Annotated in this window: 17 protein-coding genes; 4 read left to right on the top strand and 13 right to left on the bottom strand. The window is 71.9% G+C overall.

Going from position 1 to position 21,208, the window contains the following annotated elements; translation table 11 throughout:
- Positions 1–27: 27 nt before the first annotated feature.
- From cimA to ureA, 5 genes are all read right to left on the bottom strand, one after another.
- Positions 28–1,638: a citramalate synthase gene (gene cimA, locus ACIQOE_RS37030; RefSeq protein ID WP_351323489.1), complete on the bottom strand. Its 1,611-nt coding sequence runs from the start codon at positions 1,636–1,638 to the stop codon at positions 28–30.
- 381 nt (positions 1,639–2,019) lie between these two features.
- Positions 2,020–2,619 carry a TetR/AcrR family transcriptional regulator gene (locus ACIQOE_RS37025; RefSeq protein WP_401416344.1) on the bottom strand — a complete coding sequence of 200 codons (600 nt, stop codon included), beginning with the start codon at positions 2,617–2,619 and terminating at the stop codon, positions 2,020–2,022.
- Between the two features lie 18 nt (positions 2,620–2,637).
- Positions 2,638–3,675, bottom strand: a complete 1,038-nt coding sequence (locus ACIQOE_RS37020; RefSeq protein ID WP_365559013.1) for an agmatine deiminase family protein — start codon at positions 3,673–3,675, stop codon at positions 2,638–2,640.
- 51 nt (positions 3,676–3,726) lie between these two features.
- Positions 3,727–5,439, bottom strand: coding sequence for an urease subunit alpha (locus tag ACIQOE_RS37015; RefSeq protein WP_401416341.1), 1,713 nt, complete (start codon positions 5,437–5,439; stop codon positions 3,727–3,729).
- Positions 5,436–6,134 carry an urease subunit gamma gene (gene ureA, locus ACIQOE_RS37010; protein ID WP_351323486.1) on the bottom strand — a complete coding sequence of 233 codons (699 nt, stop codon included), beginning with the start codon at positions 6,132–6,134 and terminating at the stop codon, positions 5,436–5,438. Before ureA ends, ACIQOE_RS37015 begins: the two co-directional genes overlap by 4 nt.
- 155 nt (positions 6,135–6,289) lie before the next feature.
- Here ureA and ACIQOE_RS37005 point away from each other — a divergent pair, with 155 nt between their 5' ends.
- Positions 6,290–7,738, top strand: a complete 1,449-nt coding sequence (locus tag ACIQOE_RS37005) for a cytosine permease (protein ID WP_351323485.1) — start codon at positions 6,290–6,292, stop codon at positions 7,736–7,738.
- A gap of 82 nt (positions 7,739–7,820) precedes the next feature.
- On the opposite strand, the gene ACIQOE_RS37000 is transcribed toward ACIQOE_RS37005, so the two are convergent.
- Both ACIQOE_RS37000 and ACIQOE_RS36995 read right to left on the bottom strand, forming a co-directional pair.
- On the bottom strand, positions 7,821–8,909 hold the full coding sequence (locus ACIQOE_RS37000; RefSeq protein WP_362642267.1) for a branched-chain amino acid aminotransferase: 1,089 nt from the start codon (positions 8,907–8,909) through the stop codon (positions 7,821–7,823).
- A 250-nt stretch (positions 8,910–9,159) separates the two neighbouring features.
- Positions 9,160–10,203 (bottom strand): 3-isopropylmalate dehydrogenase, encoded by a 1,044-nt coding sequence (locus ACIQOE_RS36995; protein WP_362642269.1) that lies wholly within the window; start codon positions 10,201–10,203, stop codon positions 9,160–9,162.
- Positions 10,204–10,334: 131 nt separating this feature from the next.
- On the opposite strand from ACIQOE_RS36995, the gene ACIQOE_RS36990 reads away from it, so the two are divergent.
- Positions 10,335–11,882 (top strand): purple acid phosphatase family protein, encoded by a 1,548-nt coding sequence (locus ACIQOE_RS36990; protein ID WP_399012769.1) that lies wholly within the window; start codon positions 10,335–10,337, stop codon positions 11,880–11,882.
- A gap of 82 nt (positions 11,883–11,964) precedes the next feature.
- On the opposite strand, the gene ACIQOE_RS36985 is transcribed toward ACIQOE_RS36990, so the two are convergent.
- The 4 genes from ACIQOE_RS36985 to ACIQOE_RS36970 all read right to left on the bottom strand — a co-directional run bounded on the left by ACIQOE_RS36985 (position 11,965) and on the right by ACIQOE_RS36970 (position 15,664).
- Positions 11,965–12,096 (bottom strand): hypothetical protein, encoded by a 132-nt coding sequence (locus ACIQOE_RS36985; RefSeq protein ID WP_089098576.1) that lies wholly within the window; start codon positions 12,094–12,096, stop codon positions 11,965–11,967.
- Between the two features lie 301 nt (positions 12,097–12,397).
- Positions 12,398–12,934, bottom strand: coding sequence for a GNAT family N-acetyltransferase (locus ACIQOE_RS36980; protein ID WP_365558884.1), 537 nt, complete (start codon positions 12,932–12,934; stop codon positions 12,398–12,400).
- A gap of 110 nt (positions 12,935–13,044) precedes the next feature.
- A complete protein-coding gene (gene pruA, locus ACIQOE_RS36975; RefSeq protein ID WP_365558883.1) occupies positions 13,045–14,676 on the bottom strand; it encodes an L-glutamate gamma-semialdehyde dehydrogenase in 1,632 nt (543 codons plus the stop codon).
- Positions 14,677–14,737: 61 nt separating this feature from the next.
- Positions 14,738–15,664: a proline dehydrogenase family protein gene (locus tag ACIQOE_RS36970; protein ID WP_351323479.1), complete on the bottom strand. Its 927-nt coding sequence runs from the start codon at positions 15,662–15,664 to the stop codon at positions 14,738–14,740.
- A gap of 142 nt (positions 15,665–15,806) precedes the next feature.
- On the opposite strand from ACIQOE_RS36970, the gene ACIQOE_RS36965 reads away from it, so the two are divergent.
- Positions 15,807–17,072 carry a PucR family transcriptional regulator gene (locus ACIQOE_RS36965; RefSeq protein ID WP_401416335.1) on the top strand — a complete coding sequence of 422 codons (1,266 nt, stop codon included), beginning with the start codon at positions 15,807–15,809 and terminating at the stop codon, positions 17,070–17,072.
- A gap of 24 nt (positions 17,073–17,096) precedes the next feature.
- Here the strand turns inward: ACIQOE_RS36965 and ACIQOE_RS36960 are convergent, their stop codons facing one another.
- Entirely contained in the window at positions 17,097–17,672 is a 576-nt protein-coding gene (locus tag ACIQOE_RS36960; protein ID WP_351323477.1) for a TetR/AcrR family transcriptional regulator, read from the bottom strand.
- Positions 17,673–17,769: 97 nt separating this feature from the next.
- On the opposite strand from ACIQOE_RS36960, the gene ACIQOE_RS36955 reads away from it, so the two are divergent.
- Complete coding sequence (locus ACIQOE_RS36955) at positions 17,770–19,287, top strand: MFS transporter (protein ID WP_399012773.1); 1,518 nt, start codon at positions 17,770–17,772, stop codon at positions 19,285–19,287.
- Between the two features lie 111 nt (positions 19,288–19,398).
- On the opposite strand, the gene serA is transcribed toward ACIQOE_RS36955, so the two are convergent.
- Positions 19,399–20,988: a phosphoglycerate dehydrogenase gene (serA, locus tag ACIQOE_RS36950; protein WP_351323475.1), complete on the bottom strand. Its 1,590-nt coding sequence runs from the start codon at positions 20,986–20,988 to the stop codon at positions 19,399–19,401.
- Positions 20,989–21,208: the final 220 nt, after the last annotated feature.

The raw sequence follows: 21,208 nt of genomic DNA, 5'->3' as shown, positions 1-21,208 counted from the left end.
TGAGCCCAGCCCCCGGCTTTTCCGTGGCTACTCGGCCGGCTCCACGCCCGCCCGCAGCAGGCCGTACGTGTACGCGTCCTCCAGGGCCTGCCAGGAGGCGGCGATGACGTTCTCCGCCACGCCGACCGTCGACCACTCGCCGGTGCCGTCGGAGGTGGAGATCAGGACCCTGGTCGTGGACTGGGTGCCGTGCTTGCCCTCCAGGATGCGGACCTTGTAGTCGACCAGGTCGAGCTTGGCCAGCTGGGGGTAGATCTTCTCGAGGGCGACGCGCAGGGCGCGGTCGAGGGCGTTGACCGGGCCGTTGCCCTCCGCCGTGGCGACGATCCGCTCGCTCTTGGCCCAGAGCTTGACGGTGGCCTCGTTGGCGTGGGTGCCGTCGGGGCGGTCCTCGACGATGGCCCGCCAGGACTCGACGCGGAAGTAGCTGCGCCGCCTGCCCTCGACCTCGGCGCGCAGCAGCAGCTCGAAGGAGGCGTCGGCGGCCTCGAAGGTGTAGCCCTTGAGCTCGTACTCCTTGACCCGCTCCACCACCCGGCCGACCAGTTCGCGGTCGCCGCCGAGGTCGATGCCGAGTTCCTTGCCCTTGAGCTCGACGGAGGCGCGTCCGGCCATGTCGGAGACCAGCATCCGCATGGTGTTGCCGACCAGCTCGGGGTCGATGTGCTGGTACAGGTCCGGGTCGACCTTGATGGCGGAGGCGTGCAGGCCGGCCTTGTGGGCGAAGGCCGAGACGCCGACGTAGGGCTGGTGCGTGGAGGGCGTGAGGTTGACGACCTCGGCGATGGCGTGCGAGATCCGGGTCATCTCGCGCAGCTTGCCGTCCGGGAGGACCTTCTGGCCGTACTTCAGCTCCAGGGCGGCGACCACCGGGAAGAGGTTGGCGTTGCCGACGCGCTCGCCGTAGCCGTTGGCCGTGCACTGCACGTGCGTGGCGCCGGCGTCGACGGCGGCCAGGGTGTTGGCGACCGCGCAGCCGGTGTCGTCCTGGGCGTGGATGCCGAGCCGGGCACCGGTGTCGGCCAGGACGGTGGCGACCACGGCGTGGACCTGGGCGGGGAGCATGCCGCCGTTGGTGTCGCAGAGGATGACGACGTCGGCGCCGGCCTCCGAGGCGGCGCGGACGACCGCCTTCGCGTACTCGGGGTTGGCGCGGTAGCCGTCGAAGAAGTGCTCGCAGTCGACGAAGACGCGGCGGCCCTGGTCCTTGAGGAAGGACACGGTGTCGCGGACCATCTCCAGGTTCTCGTCGAGCGTGGTGCGCAGCGCCAGCTCGACATGGCGGTCGTGCGACTTGGCGACCAGCGTGATGACCGGCGCCCCGGCCTCCAGCAGCGCCCTGACCTGCGGGTCGTCGGCCGCCTTGGCACCGGCCCTGCGGGTGGCGCCGAAGGCGACCAGCTGGGCGTGCTTGAAGTCGATCTCCTGCCGGGCACGGGCGAAGAACTCGGTGTCCCGGGGGTTGGCGCCGGGCCAGCCGCCCTCGATGAAGCCCACGCCGAAGTCGTCCAGGTGCCGTGCGATGGCCAGTTTGTCCGCGACGGTGAGGTTGATGCCCTCGCGCTGCGCACCGTCGCGCAGCGTGGTGTCGAAGACGTGGAACGAGTCGTCCAGCTCGTTGGTTGCCGTCTCGGTCATGGTCCCTAGGCTCCTGATGTCGAATCTCGGTCGTACCGGAATGACCGGCTCCACCGTCCCTCCATGGTCCCTCGCGCTCGCTCTCCGGCTGAAGGTGGGCCGGAAAACGAAAAAACCCCTCGCGGGTGCGAGAGGTCTGCGCGCGGGTCGAGGACGACGATGGCCACCCGTACCTGGTCGTACGTGGTGGTCACTGCGGACCGGCGCGCCTGCTGCCCATAATCATGGCGAACGAGAGCACGGGGGAAGTCTGGCACAACCCGCCGCCCGCTCACCGACCGTCTCAGGATGCGGTCGTCACGGCGGACGCCTCATGAGACCGCGCCCGTCCCGCGCGGGGCTCCGCGTCCCGCGCCCTGTGACCCGCGCCACCGGACGGGCTCACGCGCTCGCGAGGAGATCCGCCGCGAGGAACTCGCCCACGTGAGCGAGGACCTGGTCCCGGTCCGTGCCGCGCAGCCCGATCGCCACGTGGATGGAGAAGCCGTCGAGCAGCGAGCGCAGGCGCGCGGCGAAGCGGTCGGGGTCGACGGCCCGGAACTCGCCCCGCGAGATGCCCTCGGCCAGCAGCGCCACCAGGTCGCGGTGCCAGGCGCCCTCGATGGCGGCCTGCCGGTCGCGGGCCGCCTCGTCGGCGTTCTGCGAGCGGTTCCAGACCTCCAGCCAGAGCGTCCAGTGCGGGTCGCGGTGGCCCGTGGGGACGTACAGGTCGACGTAGGCGTCCAGGCGCTCCCGGGCGGTGCCCCGGCGGGTGAGCAGCCGGCCCCGCTCGGCGCCCAGCCGGCCCTCGCTCCACTCCAGGGTCTGCAGCAGCAGTTCGTCCTTGGAGCGGAAGTAGTAGAGGAGGTGGCCGCTGCTCATGCCGACCTCGTGGCCGAGCGCGGCCATGGTGAGTTTCTCCAGACCGCGGTCGGCGATCATGTCCATGGCGGCGGCGAGCACGTCCTCGCGGGGCGGGGCCTGTCTGCGCCCACCGGCCATGTGCTGCTCCTCGTCGTCCTAGATCTTCGGCTGCTGCTGGGTGATGCAGTGGATACCGCCACCGCCGGAGAAGATCGTACGGGCGTCCACCAGGGTCACCGTCCGCTCGGGGAAGAGACGGCGGAAGATCCCGGCCGCCACCTCGTCGCGCGGGTCGTCGAAGCCGCAGAGCACGACCCCGCGGTTGCAGAGGTAGTGGTTGATGTAGGAGTAGTCGGCCCAGTGGCCGTCGGCCTCCAGCACGGTCGGCGCCGGGACCTCGACGACCTCCAGCGCCCGGCCGCGCGCGTCGGTCTGGGACCTGAGCAGGCCGATCACCTCGCGGGTCACCTCGTGGTCGGGGTGCGCCGGGTCCGGCTGGTGGTGGGCGACGACCACGCCGGGGCGGGCGAAGGCGGCGACGATGTCGACGTGTCCGAGGGTGCCGAAACCGTAGGGCGGGTAGTCGCCGGTGAGACCGCGGGGCAGCCAGATCGCCTTGCGGGTGCCGAGCATCGCGTGGATCTCGGCCTCGACCTGCTCGCGGGTCCAGTCCGGGTTCCGCTCCGGGCCGAGCTGCACGGTCTCGGTCAGCAGGACGGTGCCCTCGCCGTCGACGTGGATCGCACCGCCCTCGTTCACCAGCTTCGAGGCGTAGGTCTTCGCGCCCGCGAGGTCCGAGACGTAGGCGGCGATCTTCGCGTCGTGCTCCCAGCGGGCCCAGTGCTGCGCGCCCCAGCCGTTGAACGTCCAGTCCACGGCGGCCAGTTCACGGCCGTTGCTGAGGAACGTGGGTCCGATGTCCCGCATCCAGGCGTCGTCCAGCTCGCGCTCGACGGTGTCGACGCCCGGACCGAGCACCGCCTGGGCGTCCGCCGACTGGCCGGGGCCGCAGACCACCGTCACCGGCTCGAAGCGCAGGATCGCGCGGGCCACCGCGGCCCACGCCGCCCGGGAGGCCCGGAGGTCGTCCGGGTCCTCGAAGGTGGGGTTGGGGCCGGGCCACGCCATCCAGGTGCGCTCGTGCGGGGTCCACTCGGCGGGCATCCGGAAGCCGTCGGCGGCGGGCGTGTTCATGCGCGGGTCCATGCGGGGGTCCTTCACAGGCCGTGACGTCCGGGATGACGTCTAGAGGAAGTAGAGGCGGTTGAGGGCGACGGAGTCGGCGGGCTCCGAGCGCAGCGGCTCGCCGTCGAGGGTGACCAGGCCCGTGCGCTGGTCCACGTCGACCGCTCCGGTACGGGAGTTGAGCCGCAGGTCGGCCGGTCCGATGCCGCGGGTGCCGCGGACCGCGACCCGGCGGCGCCGGGTGGGCATGGTGTCGTTGCCCTGGTCGAGGGCGGCCTGCGCCACGAAGGCCACCGAGATGTCGGCGGGGGTCGCCCCGTGCGCTCCGAACTGCGGTCCCAGGACGAGGGGTTCGCAGGTGTCGGTGGCCGCGTTCGGGTCGCCGGTCACGCCGTAGGCCGGGAAGCCGGACTTCAGGACCAGCTGCGGCTTGGCCCCGAAGTACTCGGGCGACCACAGCACGATGTCGGCCAGCTTGCCGACCTCGATGGAGCCGACCTCGTGGGCGAGGCCGTGGGCGATCGCCGGGTTGATGGTCAGCTTGGCCATGTACCGCAGCACGCGCTCGTTGTCGTGGCCGTCGTCCGGGGCGCCGAGTTCGGCCTTCATCTTGCCGGCCATCGCGAAGGTGCGGCGGACGGTCTCCCCGGCCCGGCCCATGCCCTGCGCGTCGGACGAGGTGATGCCGATCGCGCCCAGGTCGTGCAGCACGTCCTCGGCGCCCATGGTCCCGGCGCGGATGCGGTCGCGGGCCATGGCGGCGTCGCCGGGCAGGTCGGTCTTCAGGTCGTGGACGGAGACGATCATCCCGTAGTGCTCGGCGACCGCGTCCCGGCCGAAGGGCAGGGTGGGGTTGGTGGAGGAGCCGATGACGTTGGGGACACCGGCCATCTTCAGGACGTTCGGCACGTGTCCGCCGCCGCAGCCCTCGATGTGGAAGGCGTGGATGGTGCGGCCTTCGAGGACCCTCAGGGTGTCCTCGACCGACAGGCACTCGTTCAGTCCGTCGCTGTGCAGCGCGACCTGGACGTCGTGCTCCTCGGCGACCCGCAGGGCCGTGTCCAGGGCGCGGGTGTGGGCGCCCATGTCCTCGTGGACCTTGAAACCGGAGGCACCGCCCTCGGCGAGCGCCTCGATCAGCGGGGCCGCGTGCGAGGACGAACCCCGGCCGAGGAAGCCGATGTTGACCGGCCAGGCGTCGAAGGCGTTGAACGCGTGCTTCAGCGCCCAGGGCGAGTTGACGCCGACGCCCCACACCGGGCCGAACTCCTGCCCGATGATCGTGGTGACGCCGGAGGCCAGCGAGGCCTCCATGATCCGCGGCGACAGCAGGTGGACGTGGGTGTCGACGGCGCCCGCGGTGGCGATCAGCCCCTCGCCGGAGACGATCGAGGTGCCGGTGCCGACCACGACGTCGACGCCGTCGAGGGTGTCGGGGTTGCCGGCCCGGCCGATCGCGCAGATCCGCCCCTCGCGGATGCCGATCGACACCTTCCGGACGCCCTGCACGGCGTCGATGACGACGACGTTGCTGATCACGACGTCGCAGGTCTCGCGGACCGCGGCCGCCTTCAGGTGCAGTCCGTCGCGGGCGGTCTTGCCGAAGCCGGCCAGGAACTCGTCGCCGTAGCGCTGGGAGTCGTCCTCGACGCGGATCACAAGACCGGAGTCGCCGAGGCGGATCCGGTCGCCGGCCCGGGGGCCGTGGGTGGCCGCGTACTCGTGGGGCGTGAGGCGGCGGGCCTCGGCCGGGTGTCCTCCGGGACGGCTCATCGTCCTGCCTCCTCGTCGTGGATGCCCAGGTAGCCGCAGGCGGCGGCGCGGCGCAGCGCCTCCTCGCGGGCGCCGGGCGCGTCCAGCGGGCCGTCGACCAGGCCGGCGAAGCCGATGGCGACGCGGGCGCCGCCGATCGGCACCAGGCCGACCTCCAGCGACTCCCCCGGTCCGAAGCGGACGGAGGACCCGGCGGGCACGGCGAGCCGCAGGCCGTAGGCGGCTGCGCGGTCGAAGTCGAGGCGCGGGTTGGCCTCGAAGAAGTGGAAGTGGGAGGTGACGGAGACCGGGACGGTCGCGGTGTTGGTCACGCTCAGCCGGAGAACCGCCTCCGGGTCGGCGTGCTCTGGCCCCGGCAGCAGGGCGCCGGGCCCGTCCTCGCCCAGCAGGCCGCCGCCGATCGGGTCGGTGACCACCGCGAGCCGCGAGCCGTCGTCGAAGACGGCCTCGACGTGCACCTCGGTGACGACGTCGGCGACACCGGGCAGCACGTCGGCCGGGCCGAGGACGGATCGGGCCGCCTCGATGGCCTCGGCGAGCCTCCTGCCGTCCCGGGCGGCCTCGCAGACGGTGTCCGCGATCAGCGCGGTGGCCTCCGGCACGTTGAGCCTGAGGCCCCGGGCACGGCGGGCACGGGCCAGCTCGGCGGCTCCGAAGAGCAGCAGCCGGTCACGTTCCGTGGGGGTCAGTCGCACGTCCCGGCACCTCCTTCGCTTCCTCTTGGCTTGCTCGACTTAGAACAACACTCTAAATGCCGTATTACGAGAAGGGAACCATTGACATCAACCGCCCGGTCACCCACATTGAACGTCGCTCTAACTTTCAGGCGGCCGTCGAAGGAGACCCAGCCATGCCGATAGAACAGCGCGGAGTCGACACCATCCCGGACGCGGAACGCACCAGCGGTCCCAAGGACCTGGTCTCGATCCTGCTCGGCTCCAACCTCTGCCTCGGCGTGATCATCTTCGGCTGGCTGCCGCCGTCCTTCGGGCTCGGCTGGTGGGCGTCGGTGAGCGCGATCGTGGCGGGCACGGTGGTCGGCACGCTGTTCACGGCCCCGCTGGCGCTGGTCTCCCTGCGCACCGGCACCAACCTCTCCACCTCCTCCGGCGCCCAGTTCGGGGTGCGCGGGCGGCTGGTCGGCTCGGTGGTGGGCCTGCTGCTGGCCCTCGGCTACACCGCGCTGACCGTGTGGATCGGCGGCGACGTGATGGTGGGCGTGCTGAACCGGCTGTTCGGGCTGCCCGCGGACGGGGTGTCCTACGCGGTGGTCTACGGGGTGCTCGCGGCGGCCACGGTGGCCGGCGCGGTCTACGGCTACCGGGTCCTGCTCGCCATGTCACGGGTGCTCGCCGTCGGCATGACCGCCCTGCTGATCCTCGGGATCTTCGCGTACGCCCCGCACTTCGCCACCTCGCCGCTGCCGGACGCGGGCGGCTACCTGCTGGGCGGGTTCTGGCCGACCTGGTGTCTGGCGGCGGTCGCGGCGGGACTGTCCGGGCCGGTCGCCTTCATCACCCTCCTCGGCGACTACACGCGCTACATCTCCCCGGTCCGCCACTCCGCCCGCCGGGTCCTGCACGGCACCTGGCTGGGCCTGGTCCTGGGCCTGCTGGTGCCGCAGCTGTTCGGCACGTTCACCGCGTACGCGGCCCGCTCGGCGACCGACTACGCGGGCCCGCTGGTCTCCGCCTCGCCCACCTGGTACCTGGTCCCGCTGCTGCTCTCCGCCTCCGCGGGGTCGGTCGGCAACGCGGGCCTGATGCTGTACTCGATGGGCCTGGACCTGGACGCGATCCTGCCCCGCGCGTCCCGCGCCCGCGCCACCTACACGGTCGCGATCGTGGCCACGGCCTGCGTCTTCGTCGGCCACTACGCCTGGAACGCGCAGTCCGCGATGACGTCGTTCGTGCTCCTGCTGACGGCGATCGGCACCCCCTGGGCGGTCATCACCCTCATCGGCTTCCGCCGGTGCCGCGGGATCTACGACGCGGACGCGCTCCAGGTCTTCAACCGCCGCTCGCACGGCGGGATCTACTGGTACCGGGCCGGCTGGAACGTCCGGGCCACGGTCTCCTGGGCCGTCGGCGCGGGAGTGGGCCTGCTGGCGGTCTCGCTGCCGTCGTACGAGGGGCCGCTGCTGTCGCTGACCGGCGGCGTGGACTGCAGCTTCCTGCTGTCGGGCCTGGTGGGCGGTGCGCTGTACCTGCTGCTGCCGTCCCGCCCGGGAGAGCCGTCCCTCCCGGCGCCCGAGGACGAGGGCCGCACCGCACCGGAGCCCAGCCCCTCCGGCGTGTGAGGACGCTCCCCCGCCCTGGAACGCCTGTCGCCTCCCCCTACGGTCCGCAGGGGGAGGCGACAGGCGTTCCAGGGGGCGGCGGTCAGCCCAGTTCGTGCATCCAGCCGTGCTTGTCCGCGACCTTGCCGCGCTGGATGTCCAGCAGCGCCTCACGGAGCCTCATGGTCACCTCGCCCGGCTCGCCGCCGGACTGGAGCCACTCGGCGCCGTCGCGCTTGACCGTGCCGACCGGGGTGATGACGGCCGCCGTGCCGCAGGCGAAGACCTCGGTGAGGGTGCCGTTCTCCGCGTCGCGCTGCCACTGGTCGATGGAGACCCGGGCCTCCTCGGACTCGTAGCCGAGGTCACGCGCGACGGTGAGCAGGGAGTCACGGGTGACGCCTTCGAGGATGGAGCCGCTCAGGGTCGGCGTGACGATCTTGTCGCCGTACACGAAGTACAGGTTCATGCCGCCGAGTTCCTCGACCCACTTGTGCTCGACCGCGTCGAGGTAGCAGACCTGGTCGCAGCCCTGTGCGGCGGCCTCGGCCTGGGCGAGCAGGGAGGCCGCGTAGTTGCCGCCGGTCTTGGCGTCGCCCATGCCGCCGGGGACGGCGCGGACGCGGTCCTCGGAGGCCCAGATGGAGACCGGCCGGACGCCGCCGGGGAAGTAGGCGCCCGCCGGGGAGGCGATGACCAGGAAGAGGTACTCGTTGGCCGGCTTGACGCCCAGGCCGACCTCGGTGGCGATCATGAAGGGGCGCAGGTAGAGGGACTCCTCGCCGCCGTGTGCCGGGACCCAGTCCTTGTCCTGCTGGACGAGCAGGTCGCAGGCCTCGACGAAGGTCTCCACCGGCAGCTCGGGCATGGCGAGCCGGCGGGCGGAGCGCTGGAAGCGCTTGGCGTTCTGGTCGGGGCGGAAGGTGGCGACCGAGCCGTCGGGGCGGCGGTAGGCCTTCAGGCCCTCGAAGATCTCCTGGGCGTAGTGCAGGACGTTGGTCGCCGGGTCGAGGGGGATCGGCGCGTACGGAACGAGCTGCCCGTCGTGCCAGCCGCGGCCCTCGGTCCACTTGATCGTCACCATGTGGTCGGTGAAGTGGCGGCCGAAACCGGGGCTGGCGAGGATCGCCTCGCGCTCGGCGGCGGCGAGCGGGTGCGCGGACGGCTTGAGCTCGATCGTGGGCGTCGTCATGAGTGGTAATCCTTCACCGGTTGTAGTGATGGGCCGCGCTCACGCCCGTACGCCGGTGTCCACTGGTAGGACGTCCGAGCATTCCCTCACACCGCGGCTCCGCGTTCGATTATCGCGCGGGGGCCGGGGCGGAAGGAATCGGGGTGAATGCGGACCCGGGGTCGATGGTGGCACCCGGCGGCAGGCATGGGGAAGCCGCCGGGCGCTGATGCGACCCGGCGGCTTCGAAGTGGTTCGGCAGCGCGGCGGGTCAGCCGGCTACGCGTACGGCGAGGGCGTCGCCGATCTCCGAGGTGGAGCGGGCGGGCTTGCCCTGGCGCTCGGTGAGGTCGGCGGTGACCGCCTCCTCGACGCGGGCGGCCTCCGCGTCGTAGCCGAGGTGGCGCAGCAGCAGGGCGACGGAGAGCACGGTGGCCGTGGGGTCTGCCTTGCCCTGGCCCGCGATGTCCGGCGCGGAACCGTGCACCGGCTCGAACATCGAGGGGAAGTCGCGGGAGGGGTTGATGTTGCCGCTCGCCGCGACGCCGATGCCGCCGGAGACGGCCGCGGCGAGGTCGGTGATGATGTCGCCGAAGAGGTTGTCGGTGACGATCACGTCGAAGCGGGCCGGGTCGGTGACCAGGTAGATGGTCGCCGCGTCCACGTGGATGTAGTCCGTGGTGACCTCGGGGTACTCCGCGGCCACCTGGTTGAAGACGTTCGTCCACAGGTGCCCGGCGAAGGTCAGGACGTTGTTCTTGTGGACCAGCGTGAGCTTCTTGCGCGGGCGGGCCTGGGCGCGGGCGAAGGCGTCCCGCACGACACGCTCCACGCCGTAGGCCGTGTTGACCGACACCTCGGTGGCGACCTCGTGCTCGGTGCCCTTGCGGATGGTGCCGCCGTTGCCGGTGTACGGCCCCTCGGTGCCCTCGCGGACCACGACGAAGTCGATCTGCGGCTCGCCGGCCAGCGGGGTGGCGACACCCGGCAGGAGCTTCGACGGACGCAGGTTGACGTGGTGGTCGAAGGCGAAGCGGAGCTTCAGCAGGAAACCGCGCTCCAGGACGCCGGAGGGGACGCTCGGGTCGCCGATCGCACCCAGCAGGATGACGTCGTGCTTCTTCAGCGCGTCGAGGTCGGCTTCGGTGAGGGTCTCACCGGTGGCGTGGTACCGCTTGGCACCGAAGTCGTACTCCTTGGTCTCCAGCTTCACGTCCTCCGGGAGGACGGCGGAGAGGACCTTGAGGCCTTCGGCCACGACTTCCTGCCCGATGCCGTCACCGGGGATCACTGCGAGATCGATGCTGCGAGACATGTCGGCACCCTACTCCGCGTCCCATGGGATGACACACGTTGTCCGCCATGCGGACATCCGCGTCGTTCCGTCGCCCGGCGTTCACCCGTACGTGCACCCGGTGTTGGCCTTTGCTGGGCATGTTTCCTCCCATGGACGTCCCCGACTTCGGCATTCCGCCACGGCTCGCCGCCCGGATGAGCATGGCCGAGCAGTACGAGTACCTGCGCGGGCGGCTGGTGAGCCGCCGCACGCTGGTGACGGCGGGCGCGCTGGCCGGCGGCGGCCTGGTCGCCGGCTGCCGGAGCAGGTCGGCGAGCCCGGCGCCGGCCACCTCGGCGGTCCGCGGCTCGGCGGTCGCGCCGTTCGGCCGTCATCTCGCCTTCGGCGCCGACCCGCGGACGCGGATGCGGATCTCCTGGCAGGTGCCGTCCGCGGTGCGCGGGCCGTTCGTGCGGATCGGGACGCGCCCGGACGACCTGGGCCGGCGCGTCACCGCCGAGGTCCGGCACCTGCGCACGCCCGGGGTGCAGGGCGTGCGCCCGGTGGTCGAGCAGTACTACGTCCACGCGGCCCTGGACGGCCTCGCCCCGGGCACGACCTACTACTACGGCGTCGGCCACGACGGCTGGGACCCGGCCGCCCCGGAGCACCGCGCCACGATCGCCTCCTTCCGCACCGCGCCCGCGCGCCCGGAGCGGTTCGTGTTCACGGCCTTCGGCGACCAGGGCGTCAGCCGGGCCGGGAAGTCCGCCGACGACGCGCTGCTGAAGCAGGACCCGGCCTTCCATCTGCACGCGGGGGACATCTGCTACGCGGACGGCAACGGGACCGGCCGCACCTCGGACGGCTACGACGCCCGCGAGTGGGACCGGTTCCTGCTGCAGAACGACCCGGTGGCCCGCTCCGTCCCGTGGATGGTGACGACCGGCAACCACGACATGGAGGCCTGGTACTCCCCCGACGGCTACGGCGGCCAGTACGCCCGCTTCGCCCTGCCCGACAACGGCTTCGACCCGCACGGGGCGCCGGGCGTGTACTCCTTCACCTACGGCAACGTCGGCTTCGTCGCGCTGGACGCCAACGACGTCTCGTACGAGATCCCGGCCAACCTCGGCTACAGCGGCGGCCGGCAGACGGCGTGGCTGGAACGGAGGCTGAAGGAGCTGCGGGCCGAGCCGGGCGTGGACTTCGTGGTCGTCTTCTTCCACCACTGCGCGTACTCGACGTCCTCGCACGCCTCCGACGGCGGGATCCGGGACGCCTGGCTGCCGCTGTTCGCCAGGTACCAGGTCGATCTGGTGATCAACGGGCACAACCACGTCTACGAGCGCACCGACGCGGTGCGGGACGGCGCGGTCGGCCGCGAGGTCCCGGTCGGCGGTACGACCGACCCGGCGCGGGACGGGATCGTGTACGTCACGGCGGGCGGCGGCGGGCGGGACCTGTACGCGTTCCCCTCCGGCGTCGAGGACAGCTACGAGGGGCACGTCACCCGGCACGGCGCGGTGAGCAGCTTCCACTGGGCCAAGGGGCAGCACAACGTGGCGGAGACGGTGGAGTGGTCGCGGGTGCGGTACACCGGCTTCTCCTTCCTCAAGGTCGAGGCGGAGGCGGGCACCGCTGCGAGGCTCAGGGTGTCGGCGCTGGCGCACAGCGGTGCGCGGATCGACCACTTCGAGATACGGCGGGGCGGCTGACCCAGGGGTACGGCGCGGCGGTCCCGGCCGCGCCGCACCCCGTGCGGGCGCGGCTCCCGCTCAAGAGGCGGTGCGGGTGGGCTCAGTGGCCGGTCTCGCCGCCGTTGTCGCGGCGGTCGAGGGCGCGCTGGAGGGCGGCGGCGGCGTTCTTGCGCTCGGACTCGCTGGTGCGGGACACGTGGCGGACGCGGCGGCGGACGGTCGTCTCGGCCATGGGAATCGACTCCTTCGGCAATCACACGGAGTACGGCAATGGGGGGTTGCGAGACGCCGGAAGGGGCGGGGAGCGCGGTGCCGCAGGGGTTGCCTGCACGGGGCCCGGCTCACGACCGCCATTCGCTTGATCGAGCGAGACGTTCGGCTCCTACAAAAGTAAGGGAGCGGCCCGCTTCTGTCTGCACAATTACTCGGACTTCCTACTATCTGAGACGGCGGACCGCGTCACACGGCTGTGAACTGGGCTTTCGCCAGCCGAAACAAGGGGTGTGACAGGCGTGACAGGTGTGGCAGACGGGCTAGAGGACGTCCCCGTCGCGCCAGTCGAAGACCAGCTCGTGGGCGGGGTCGAGGACGCCGGCGAGACCGGGCCGCACGAAGAGGCAGCCCTCCTCCTCCGCCAGGCGCACGATCCCCCGGTCCGGCGAGAGGGCGGCGATCCTGCCGGGCCAGCACTGCCAGCCGCGGGCGCTGTAGAGCTGGGCGCCGTCGTCGCTCGCGCCGAGCGCACCGAGGTCGTAGGCGCGCTCGACGTACCGCTCCAGAGCCGCCATCACCTGGCCGCCGAGGCCGCGGCGGCGGACGTCGGCCCGTACCGCGACGGCCTCGACGTAGCCGACCCGCAGCCAGGCGCCGCGGTGCCGGGCCCGGCGCATGACCACCGAGCCGTGCGCGGCGAGTCCGGTCTCGTCGTGCACGAGGGCGTGCACGCCGCCGAGGCCGTGCTCCCAGTCGGCGTCGGTGAGGTCGTCGCCGAACGCGCCGTGCAGCAGGGTGTGCACGGCGTCGAGGTCGGCGGGGTCCAGGTCTGCGGTGTGCGCGAGACGGAGAGACATGAGCCCAGTATCGGCACCGGCCGGCGGGCGGGAGGCGGTCTCATGGGAACGGGCCGGGAAGCCTGCTCGTGGGTCAGGCTTCCCGGCCCGTCGCTGGGGCGGGCGGAGGGTCAGCCCATGTGCGGGTAGGAGTAGTCGGTCGGGGCGACCAGCGTCTCCTTGATCGCGCGGGTCAGCGTCCAGCGCAGCAGGTTCTGCGGGGCGCCGGCCTTGTCGTTGGTGCCGGAGGCGCGGCCGCCGCCGAAGGGCTGCTGGCCGACGACGGCGCCGGTCGACTTGTCGTTGATGTAGAAGTTGCCCGCCGCGTAGCGCAGCTTCTCCATCGTGTACGCGGCGGCCGCGCGGTCGCCCGCGACGACCGAGCCGGTCAGCGCGTACTCGGACACCGACTCCATCTGGGTCAGCATCTCGTCGTAGCTGTCGTCCTCGTAGACGTGCACGGCGAGGAACGGGCCGAAGTACTCGGTGCGGAAGACCTCGTTCTCCGGGTCGGAGCACTCGACGACGGTCGGGCGGACGAAGTAGCCGACCGAGTCGTCGTAGGAGCCGCCCGCGACGATCGTGCAGGTCGGGTCCTCCTTGGCACGGTCGATCGCGGCCTTGTTCTTGGCGAACGCGCGGTCGTCGATCACGGCGCCGATGAAGTTCGACAGGTCGGTGACGTCACCCATGGTGAGGTACTCGACCTCGGCGGCGAACTCCTCCTTGAAGCCGGAGTTCCAGATGGACGCCGGGATGTAGGCGCGGGAGGTCGCCGAGCACTTCTGGCCCTGGTACTCGAAGGCGCCGCGGGTCAGCGCGGTCTTGAGGACCGCGCGGTCGGCCGACGGGTGGGCGACCACGAAGTCCTTGCCGCCGGTCTCGCCGACCAGACGCGGGTAGGTGCGGTAGTTCTCGATGTTGTTGCCGACCGTCTTCCACAGGTGCTGGAAGGTCTTGGTGGAGCCGGTGAAGTGGATGCCGGCCAGGTCGCGGTGGACCAGGGCGACCTCGGAGACCTCGATGCCGTCGCCGGTGACGAGGTTGATGACGCCCTTGGGCAGTCCGGCCTCCTCCAGCAGCTGCATCAGCAGGACGGCCGCGTGGGTCTGGGTGGGCGAGGGCTTCCAGACGACCACGTTGCCCATGAGGGCGGGGGCGGTCGGCAGGTTGGCCGCGATCGCCGAGAAGTTGAACGGCGTGATCGCGTAGACGAAGCCCTCCAGCGGGCGGTGGTCCATGCGGTTCCAGACGCCCGGGGAGTTGGCCGGCGGCTGCTCGGCGAGGATCTGGCGGGCGTAGTGGACGTTGAACCGCCAGAAGTCGACCAGCTCGCAGGGGCTGTCGATCTCGGCCTGCTGGGCCGTCTTGGACTGGCCGAGCATCGTGGAGGCGGCGATGGTCTCGCGCCACGGGCCGGAGAGCAGTTCGGCGGCGCGCAGGATGATCGCGGCGCGGTCGTCGAAGGACATCGCGCGCCAGGCCGGGGCGGCGGCGAGGGCCGCGTCGACGGCGTCCTGCGCGTCCTGCCGGGTGGCGTGCCGGCCGGTGCCGATGACGGCCTTGTGGTTGTGCGGCTGGACGACCTGGAACTGCTCGCCGCCGCCGAGCCGCTTCTCGCCGCCGATGGTCATCGGCAGCTCGATCGGGTTCTCGGCCAGCTCCTTGAGCTTCGCCTCCAGGCGGGCGCGCTCGGGAGAGCCGGGGGCGTAGCCGTGCACCGGCTCGTTGACGGGGGTGGGGACCTGGGTCACAGCGTCCATGAGATCCGTAACTCCTTGTACGTGAGCGGGTGTTGCGAGGTGGCGGGCGGGAGGGGCCGGCTCAGCCCTTGCTGAGCATGGAGCGGAGGAAGAAGCGGAGGTTGGCCGGCTTCTCCGCGAGCCGGCGCATGAAGTAGCCGTACCAGTCGGTGCCGTAGGCGGTGTAGACCCGCATCCGGTGGCCCTCCGCGGCCAGCCGCAGGTGCTCGTCGCCGCGGATGCCGTAGAGCATCTGGAACTCGTACTCGTCCGGCTTGCGCCCGGCGCGCCTGGCGAGTTCCTGGGCTATGGAGATCAGGCGCGGGTCGTGGGAGCCGACCATCGGGTACCCCTCGCCCTCCATGAGAGTCCCGAGGATCCGCACGTACGCCTTGTCGATCTCGTGCTTCTGCTGGTAGGCGACCTCGGCGGGCTCCTTGTAGGCGCCCTTGACGAGCCGGACCCGGCTGCCGGCCGCGGCGAGGCGGCGGGCGTCGGCCTCGGTGCGGAACAGGTAGGCCTGGATGACGCAGCCGGTCTGCGGGAAGTCCTTCCGCAGCTCCTCGTGGATGGCGAACATCGAGTCGAGGGTGGTGTGGTCCTCGGCGTCCAGGGTGACGGTCGTCCCGATGGCGGCGGCGGCCTCGACGACCGGGCGGACGTTGGCGAGGGCCAGTTCGTGGCCTCCGTCCAGCGCCTGGCCGAACATGGAGAGCTTCACGGACATCTCGACGCGCTCGCCGAGACCCAGCTCGCGCAGCCGGTCGATCAGCGCCAGGTAGGCGTCCCGGGCGGCGGTGGCCTGCTCCGGGGTGGTGATGTCCTCGCCGACGACGTCCATCGTCAGCTCCAGACCGCGGCCGGTCAGCTGCTCGATGATCGGGACGATGTCGTCGACCGACTCACCGGGGATGAAGCGGTCGACGACCTGCTTCGTCACCGGCGCGGCCGAGATCAGACGTCGCATCCGGTCGCTGCGCGACGCGGCGAGAATCACGGGACCCAGCACGGGGCACCTCCACAACACATGCCAGAACGGCCGCGATCCGACGGGGTGGATACGGCACGGAGAACCACCGTGAAAGTTAGGGATCTCTCCGATCGTGAGCCATCGACAGCTGTCACGCATCCGTGCCGCGGATCTCAGACAGATGTATGAAGGCGCTCGGGAATTGCGGGAGAATGCCCGGGTGACGTCGGAATTCAAGGGTGACTACCAGGAGCCGGTCGACGAGATCTCCGAGCTGCTGGGCGTCCCGGCGACCCTGGAGAACCGCGACTTCGAGCTGCTCGCCTTCGGGGCGTACGACAGCGAGGGCGACCTCGATCCGTCGGCGCTGGACCCGGTCAGGACCCGTTCGATCCTGACCAGGCGCTCCACGGCGGCGGTCCGTGCCTGGTTCGAGGGCTTCGGCATCACCCGGGCGACCGGCCCGGTCCGCATCCCGCCGACGCCGGAGGCCGGCGTGTACCGGGGAAGGATCTGCCTGCCGGTACGCCATCGGGGTGTGGTGCTCGGTTACGTCTGGCTGCTGGACGACGACCCGGGTCCGACGGACGCCCAGCTGGCGGCCGCCATGGAGGTGGCGGGACGGATCGGCGCGCTGCTCGCCGACGAGGCACAGGCGGGGGCGGGCCTGGGCCGGGAGCTGCGGGCGGTGCTGGTCGCGGAGCACGGCTGGCAGCGGGACATGGCGGTGGCCGAGTTCCGCACCGCGCTCGGCGTCCGCGCGGACGGCCCGCACACGATGGTCTGCGTCGCCCCGTGGCCCTCCGCCGACCCGGACAACGCCCCGTCCCCGCGCGCGGTTCCGCACGCCACCGCGCTGTGCACGCTGCCGTGGGGAGCGACGGGCCACAGCCTCGCCGTCCTGGTCCGGCTGCGCAGCACGGACGCGGCCACCCCGGCCCTGACGGCCGCCGCGCGCCTGCTCAAGGAGGCGGAGGAGGCCAGGCCGGCCGCGGCCCGCCGGGCCGGTGCGCGTACGGCGGCCGCCGCCGCGGGCCTGGCCGCGGGGGTGGGCGAGGCCCGAACCGGCCTCGCCGAGCTGGGCACGGTCTGGCAGGAGGCCGCCGCCGCGACCCGCGCGGCGCTGGCCGAACCCCGGCTGGGGCCGGTCGCCGAGTGGGCGCACGTCGGCCCGTACCGGCTGCTGACGGCGCTGCCGCCGGAGGCCTCGCACGACCCGGCGGTGGCCGTCCTGCTCTCCCCGGCCCACCGCGAACTCGCCCGCACCGCCGAGGCCTACCTGGACTGCGCGGGCCAGGCGGGCCGCACGGCAGGAGCCCTCGGCATCCACCGCCAGACCCTGTACTACCGCCTGTCCCGCGTCGAGCAGCTCACCGGCCTCGACCTGGACGACGGCGAGGACCGGCTGCTGCTGCACATGGCACTGAAGCGGGCACGGCTCGGCTGAGGCGCCCTCCGCCGGGGCGCGGGCTCAGTTCCGGTGCGCGGCCTCGATGATCTGGTGCAGGCCCGCGCTGAGGGTGTCGCCGTCGGGTGCGGTCTTCGGGTCGAAGGTCCAGCGCGCGATGAGGCCGGTCATCAGGGTCATGTAGAACTGGCCGAGGGTGTCGGCGGTCTCGTCGGAGACCTGTTCCTCGGGGACGCCCATCAGCAGCGCGGTCAGCCCGCGGCCGCCCTCCCGCTGGGACCGCGCCAACTGGTCGCGGACCTCGGGCATCTGGTCGCCCATCAGCATGATCTCCATGCCGAGCCGCCACATCGAACCGGGTTCGCGCATGCTGTCCGCGATGTTCGACCACACCTCGCGGAACCGCTCCAGCGAGCCGGGCGCGCCGGTGAGTCCGCCGTCGCCGCCCTCGAAGGACATCTCCTCCACCAGCGCGATGTAGGCCTGTGCGAGCAGCGCGTCCTTGGAGCCGTAGTGGTAGCCGATCGAGGCGAGGTTGGTCCCCGACTCCTTGACGATGTCGCGCGCCGTCGTCCGCGCGAACCCCTTCTCCAGCAGGCAGCGCTTGGCGCCTTCCAGCAGATCCTCACGGTGTCCCATGCGGCCACCCTACCCCCGGATCCATACAGCCGTCCTAGACGAGTGACTTATACATTCGTTCTAGACAAGCGTTTAAGACGCCCGTACATTCCTTGGCATGACGAACCCGACGAGCACGACCACGAGCACATCCGGGACCAACCCCCTTGCGGGGCGCCGTGAATGGACCGCACTGGGCGTCCTGATGCTGCCGCTGCTCCTTGTCTCCATGGACGTCTCGGTCCTGTACTTCGCTCTCCCGGCGATCAGCGCCGACCTCCGCCCGAGCGGCACCCAGCAGCTGTGGATCCTGGACGTCTACGGCTTCGTGCTGGCCGGTCTGCTGATGACCATGGGCGCGCTGGGCGACCGCATCGGCCGCCGCCGGCTGCTGCTGATCGGCGCGACGGCCTTCGGCGGCGCCTCGCTCCTCGCCGCCTACGCCGACAGCGCCGCGACCCTGATCGCCGCCCGCGCGGTCCTCGGCATCGGCGGCGCCACCCTGATGCCGTCCACGATGGCCCTGCTGCGCACGATGTTCACCGACCCCGGCCAGCGCGCGAAGGCGATCGGCCTGTGGTCCGGCGTGATGACCGGCGGCATCGCCCTCGGCTCGGTGATGAGCGGGATCCTCGTCGAGCACTTCTGGTGGGGCTCGGTGTTCCTGGTCAACCTGCCCGCGATGGTGCTGCTGCTGGTGCTCGGCCCGGTCCTGCTCCCCGAGTCCAAGAACCCCTCCCCCGGCCGCTTCGACTGGCTGAGCGTCCCGCTCTCGCTGGCCGCCGTGCTCCCGGTGGTCTACGGCGTGAAGGAGATCCCCTCCGAGGGCTGGCACCCGGCGTACGTCGTCTCGGTCGCCGCCGGCCTGCTCTTCGCCGTGCTCTTCGCCCGCCGCCAGCGCACCGGCACCTCCCCGCTGATCCCGCCGGCCCTGCTGCGCGGCCGCGGCTTCACCCCGGCGCTGGTCCTGAACCTGGTCGCCTCGCTCGCCATGATGGGCTCGGCCGTCTTCACCACGCAGTACCTGCAGGCGGTGCTCGGCAAGAGCCCGCTGGAGGCGGCGCTGTGGAGCCTGCTGCCCTCGGTCTTCATCGGGGTCGCCGGTCCGCTCACGGCACACCTGGTCCAGCGGGGCGCCGACCGCGGTTCCGTCGTCGCCGGCGGCTTCGCGGCCATGGCGGCCGGGTTCGTCCTGCTCGCCCTCGTCGGCACCGACTCGCTGTGGCTGGTGCTGACCGGGGCCGGCGTCCTCGCCTGCGGGCTGGTCGCGATCATGTCCCAGCTGACCGACCTCGCCATGACCAGCGCGCCGGTGGAACGGGCGGGCACGGCCTCCTCGCTGCTGGAGACCAGCGCCGAGTTCGGCGGGGCGCTCGGGATGGCGCTCCTGGGGTCGATCGGCACGGCGGTCTACCGCCACGAGATGCCGGCCACGGCCCCGGCCGAGGCCCGCGAGACGCTGGGCGGCGCGCTGGCCGCGGCCGGCCGCCTGCCGGGGCCTGCGGGAGAGACCCTGCTGCGCACCGCGCGGGAGGCGTTCACCGGCGGGATGCAGGGGGCGGCGATCGCCGGGGCGGTGCTGCTGGTGCTGGCGGCGGCCGGGGCGGGCATGACGCTGCGCAGGATCGGCCGGTAGGCGGACACGCGAAACGCCGGACGGGCCGGTTTCCCGGCCCGTCCGGCGTTCGAGGACGTACGGACCCGGCCCGCCCGGCCGACCGGGTCGGACGGGCGGGCCGGAAAGGCGTCAGACCAGGTTGACCGAACGCGCGGAGGTCGCCCCGATCTCGGCCTCCACCTCGGCCAGCACACCGGAGGTCACCGTGTCGTCGACGGTCAGCACGGCCAGCGCCTCGCCGCCCGCGATCGACCGCGCGACCTGCATGCCGGCGATGTTGATGCCCGCCTCGCCGAGGATGCGGCCGACGGTGCCGACGACGCCCGGACGGTCCTCGTACCGCAGCACCAGCAGGTGGTCCGCGATGGCGAGGTCGACGTCGAAGTCGCCGACCGCGACGATCTTCTGGAGGTTCTTCGGGCCGGCCAGCGTGCCGGAGACCGAGACCTCCTCGCCGCTGCCGAGGGTGCCGCGCACGGTGACGACGTTGCGGTGGTCGGCCGACTCCGAGCTGGTGGTCAGGCGCACCTCGACACCGCGCTCCTGCGCGAACAGCGGGGCGTTGACGTAGGAGACGGTCTCGGCGACGACGTCCTCGAAGACACCCTTGAGCGCGGACAGCTCCAGCACCTTCACGTCGTGCTGGGTGATCTCGCCGTAGACCTCGACGTCCAGGCGGACGGCGACCTCGCCGGCGAGCGCGGTGAAGATCCGGCCGAGCCGCTCGGCCAGCGGCAGACCGGGCTTGACGTCCTCGGCGATGACCCCGCCCTGCACGTTCACCGCGTCCGGGACCAGCTCGCCCGCGAGGGCCAGCCGGACCGACCTGGCGACCGCGATGCCGGCCTTCTCCTGGGCCTCGTCGGTGGAGGCGCCGAGGTGCGGGGTGCAGACGACCTGGTCCAGCTCGAAGAGCGGGGAGTCGGTGCACGGTTCCTTCGTGTACACGTCGAGGCCGGCGCCGGCGACCCGGCCCTCCTTGAGCGCCGCGTACAGCGCCTCCTCGTCGACGATGCCGCCGCGCGCGGCGTTGACGATCCGCACCGACGGCTTGACCTTGCGCAGCGCCTCGTCGCCGATCAGACCGACCGTCTCCGGGGTCTTCGGCAGGTGCACGGTGATGAAGTCGGAGACCTCGAGCAGCTCGTCCAGCGACAGCACCTTGACACCCATCTGCGCGGCCCGCGCAGGCTGGACGTAGGGGTCGTACGCCACGACCTTCATGCCGAAGGCGGACATCCGCTGGGCGACCAGGGCGCCGATGCGGCCGAGGCCGACGACACCGAGGGTCTTCTCGGCGAGCTCCACGCCGGTGTACTTGCTGCGCTTCCACTCGCCGTTCTTCAGCGCCGAGTTGGCCTGCGAGATGTTGCGGGCGGTGGAGATCAGCAGACCGCAGGCCAGCTCGGCGGCGGTCACGATGTTGGAGGTCGGCGCGTTGACGACCATCACGCCGGCCTTGGTGGCGGCGGAGACGTCGACGTTGTCCAGGCCGACGCCGGCTCGTGCGACGACCTTCAGCTTCTTGGCGGCGGCGATCGCCTCGGCGTCGACCTTGGTGGCGGAGCGGATCAGGATCGCGTCCACGTCGGCGATGGCCGGGAGCAGCTCGGCTCGGTCTGCTCCGTTCGTGTGCCGGATCTCGAAGTCCGGGCCCAGCGCGTCGACGGTGGCGGGCGACAGCTCTTCAGCGATGAGTACGACAGGTTTCGAGCTCACGTGAGTCCTCACATGTCCAATGCGGACGGCCGTCCCGACGGCCGCTGGCGGTGGAGGGGGCTACCGCGGAGACGCACGACGCTGTGGGCCTGACGCGTATGTAGTACGGCAGTGTAGTGGCGTGGTGCCGGTCGTCCTGCGCCTTGGCGGAAGGATCACCCGTCCGAGATTCGACGAGCTGGACAACGGGGCCGGAGCTTGCCGCTCCGGCCCCGTCACC

The sequence above is a fragment of the Streptomyces sp. NPDC091282 genome, from assembly GCF_044757385.1.
GTDB lineage: Bacteria > Actinomycetota > Actinomycetes > Streptomycetales > Streptomycetaceae > Streptomyces > Streptomyces gramineus.
The sequence above is the reverse complement of the archived record's forward strand: the minus strand, read 5'-3'. Positions and strand labels throughout refer to the sequence as shown.

Coding starts and splice junctions, on each gene's coding strand:
- ACIQOE_RS36960 (WP_351323477.1), bottom strand. CDS start 17,672: ATGGGACACCGTGAGGATCTGCTGGAAGGCGCCAAGCGCTGCCTGCTG.
- ACIQOE_RS37015 (WP_401416341.1), bottom strand. CDS start 5,439: ATGAGCCGTCCCGGAGGACACCCGGCCGAGGCCCGCCGCCTCACGCCC.
- ACIQOE_RS37005 (WP_351323485.1), top strand. CDS start 6,290: ATGCCGATAGAACAGCGCGGAGTCGACACCATCCCGGACGCGGAACGC.
- ACIQOE_RS37025 (WP_401416344.1), bottom strand. CDS start 2,619: ATGGCCGGTGGGCGCAGACAGGCCCCGCCCCGCGAGGACGTGCTCGCC.
- ACIQOE_RS36990 (WP_399012769.1), top strand. CDS start 10,335: ATGGACGTCCCCGACTTCGGCATTCCGCCACGGCTCGCCGCCCGGATG.
- ACIQOE_RS36995 (WP_362642269.1), bottom strand. CDS start 10,203: ATGTCTCGCAGCATCGATCTCGCAGTGATCCCCGGTGACGGCATCGGG.
- cimA (WP_351323489.1), bottom strand. CDS start 1,638: ATGACCGAGACGGCAACCAACGAGCTGGACGACTCGTTCCACGTCTTC.
- ACIQOE_RS36985 (WP_089098576.1), bottom strand. CDS start 12,096: ATGGCCGAGACGACCGTCCGCCGCCGCGTCCGCCACGTGTCCCGCACC.
- ACIQOE_RS36955 (WP_399012773.1), top strand. CDS start 17,770: ATGACGAACCCGACGAGCACGACCACGAGCACATCCGGGACCAACCCC.
- ACIQOE_RS37020 (WP_365559013.1), bottom strand. CDS start 3,675: ATGAACACGCCCGCCGCCGACGGCTTCCGGATGCCCGCCGAGTGGACC.
- ACIQOE_RS36965 (WP_401416335.1), top strand. CDS start 15,807: ATGTATGAAGGCGCTCGGGAATTGCGGGAGAATGCCCGGGTGACGTCG.
- ACIQOE_RS36980 (WP_365558884.1), bottom strand. CDS start 12,934: ATGTCTCTCCGTCTCGCGCACACCGCAGACCTGGACCCCGCCGACCTC.
- pruA (WP_365558883.1), bottom strand. CDS start 14,676: ATGGACGCTGTGACCCAGGTCCCCACCCCCGTCAACGAGCCGGTGCAC.
- ACIQOE_RS37000 (WP_362642267.1), bottom strand. CDS start 8,909: ATGACGACGCCCACGATCGAGCTCAAGCCGTCCGCGCACCCGCTCGCC.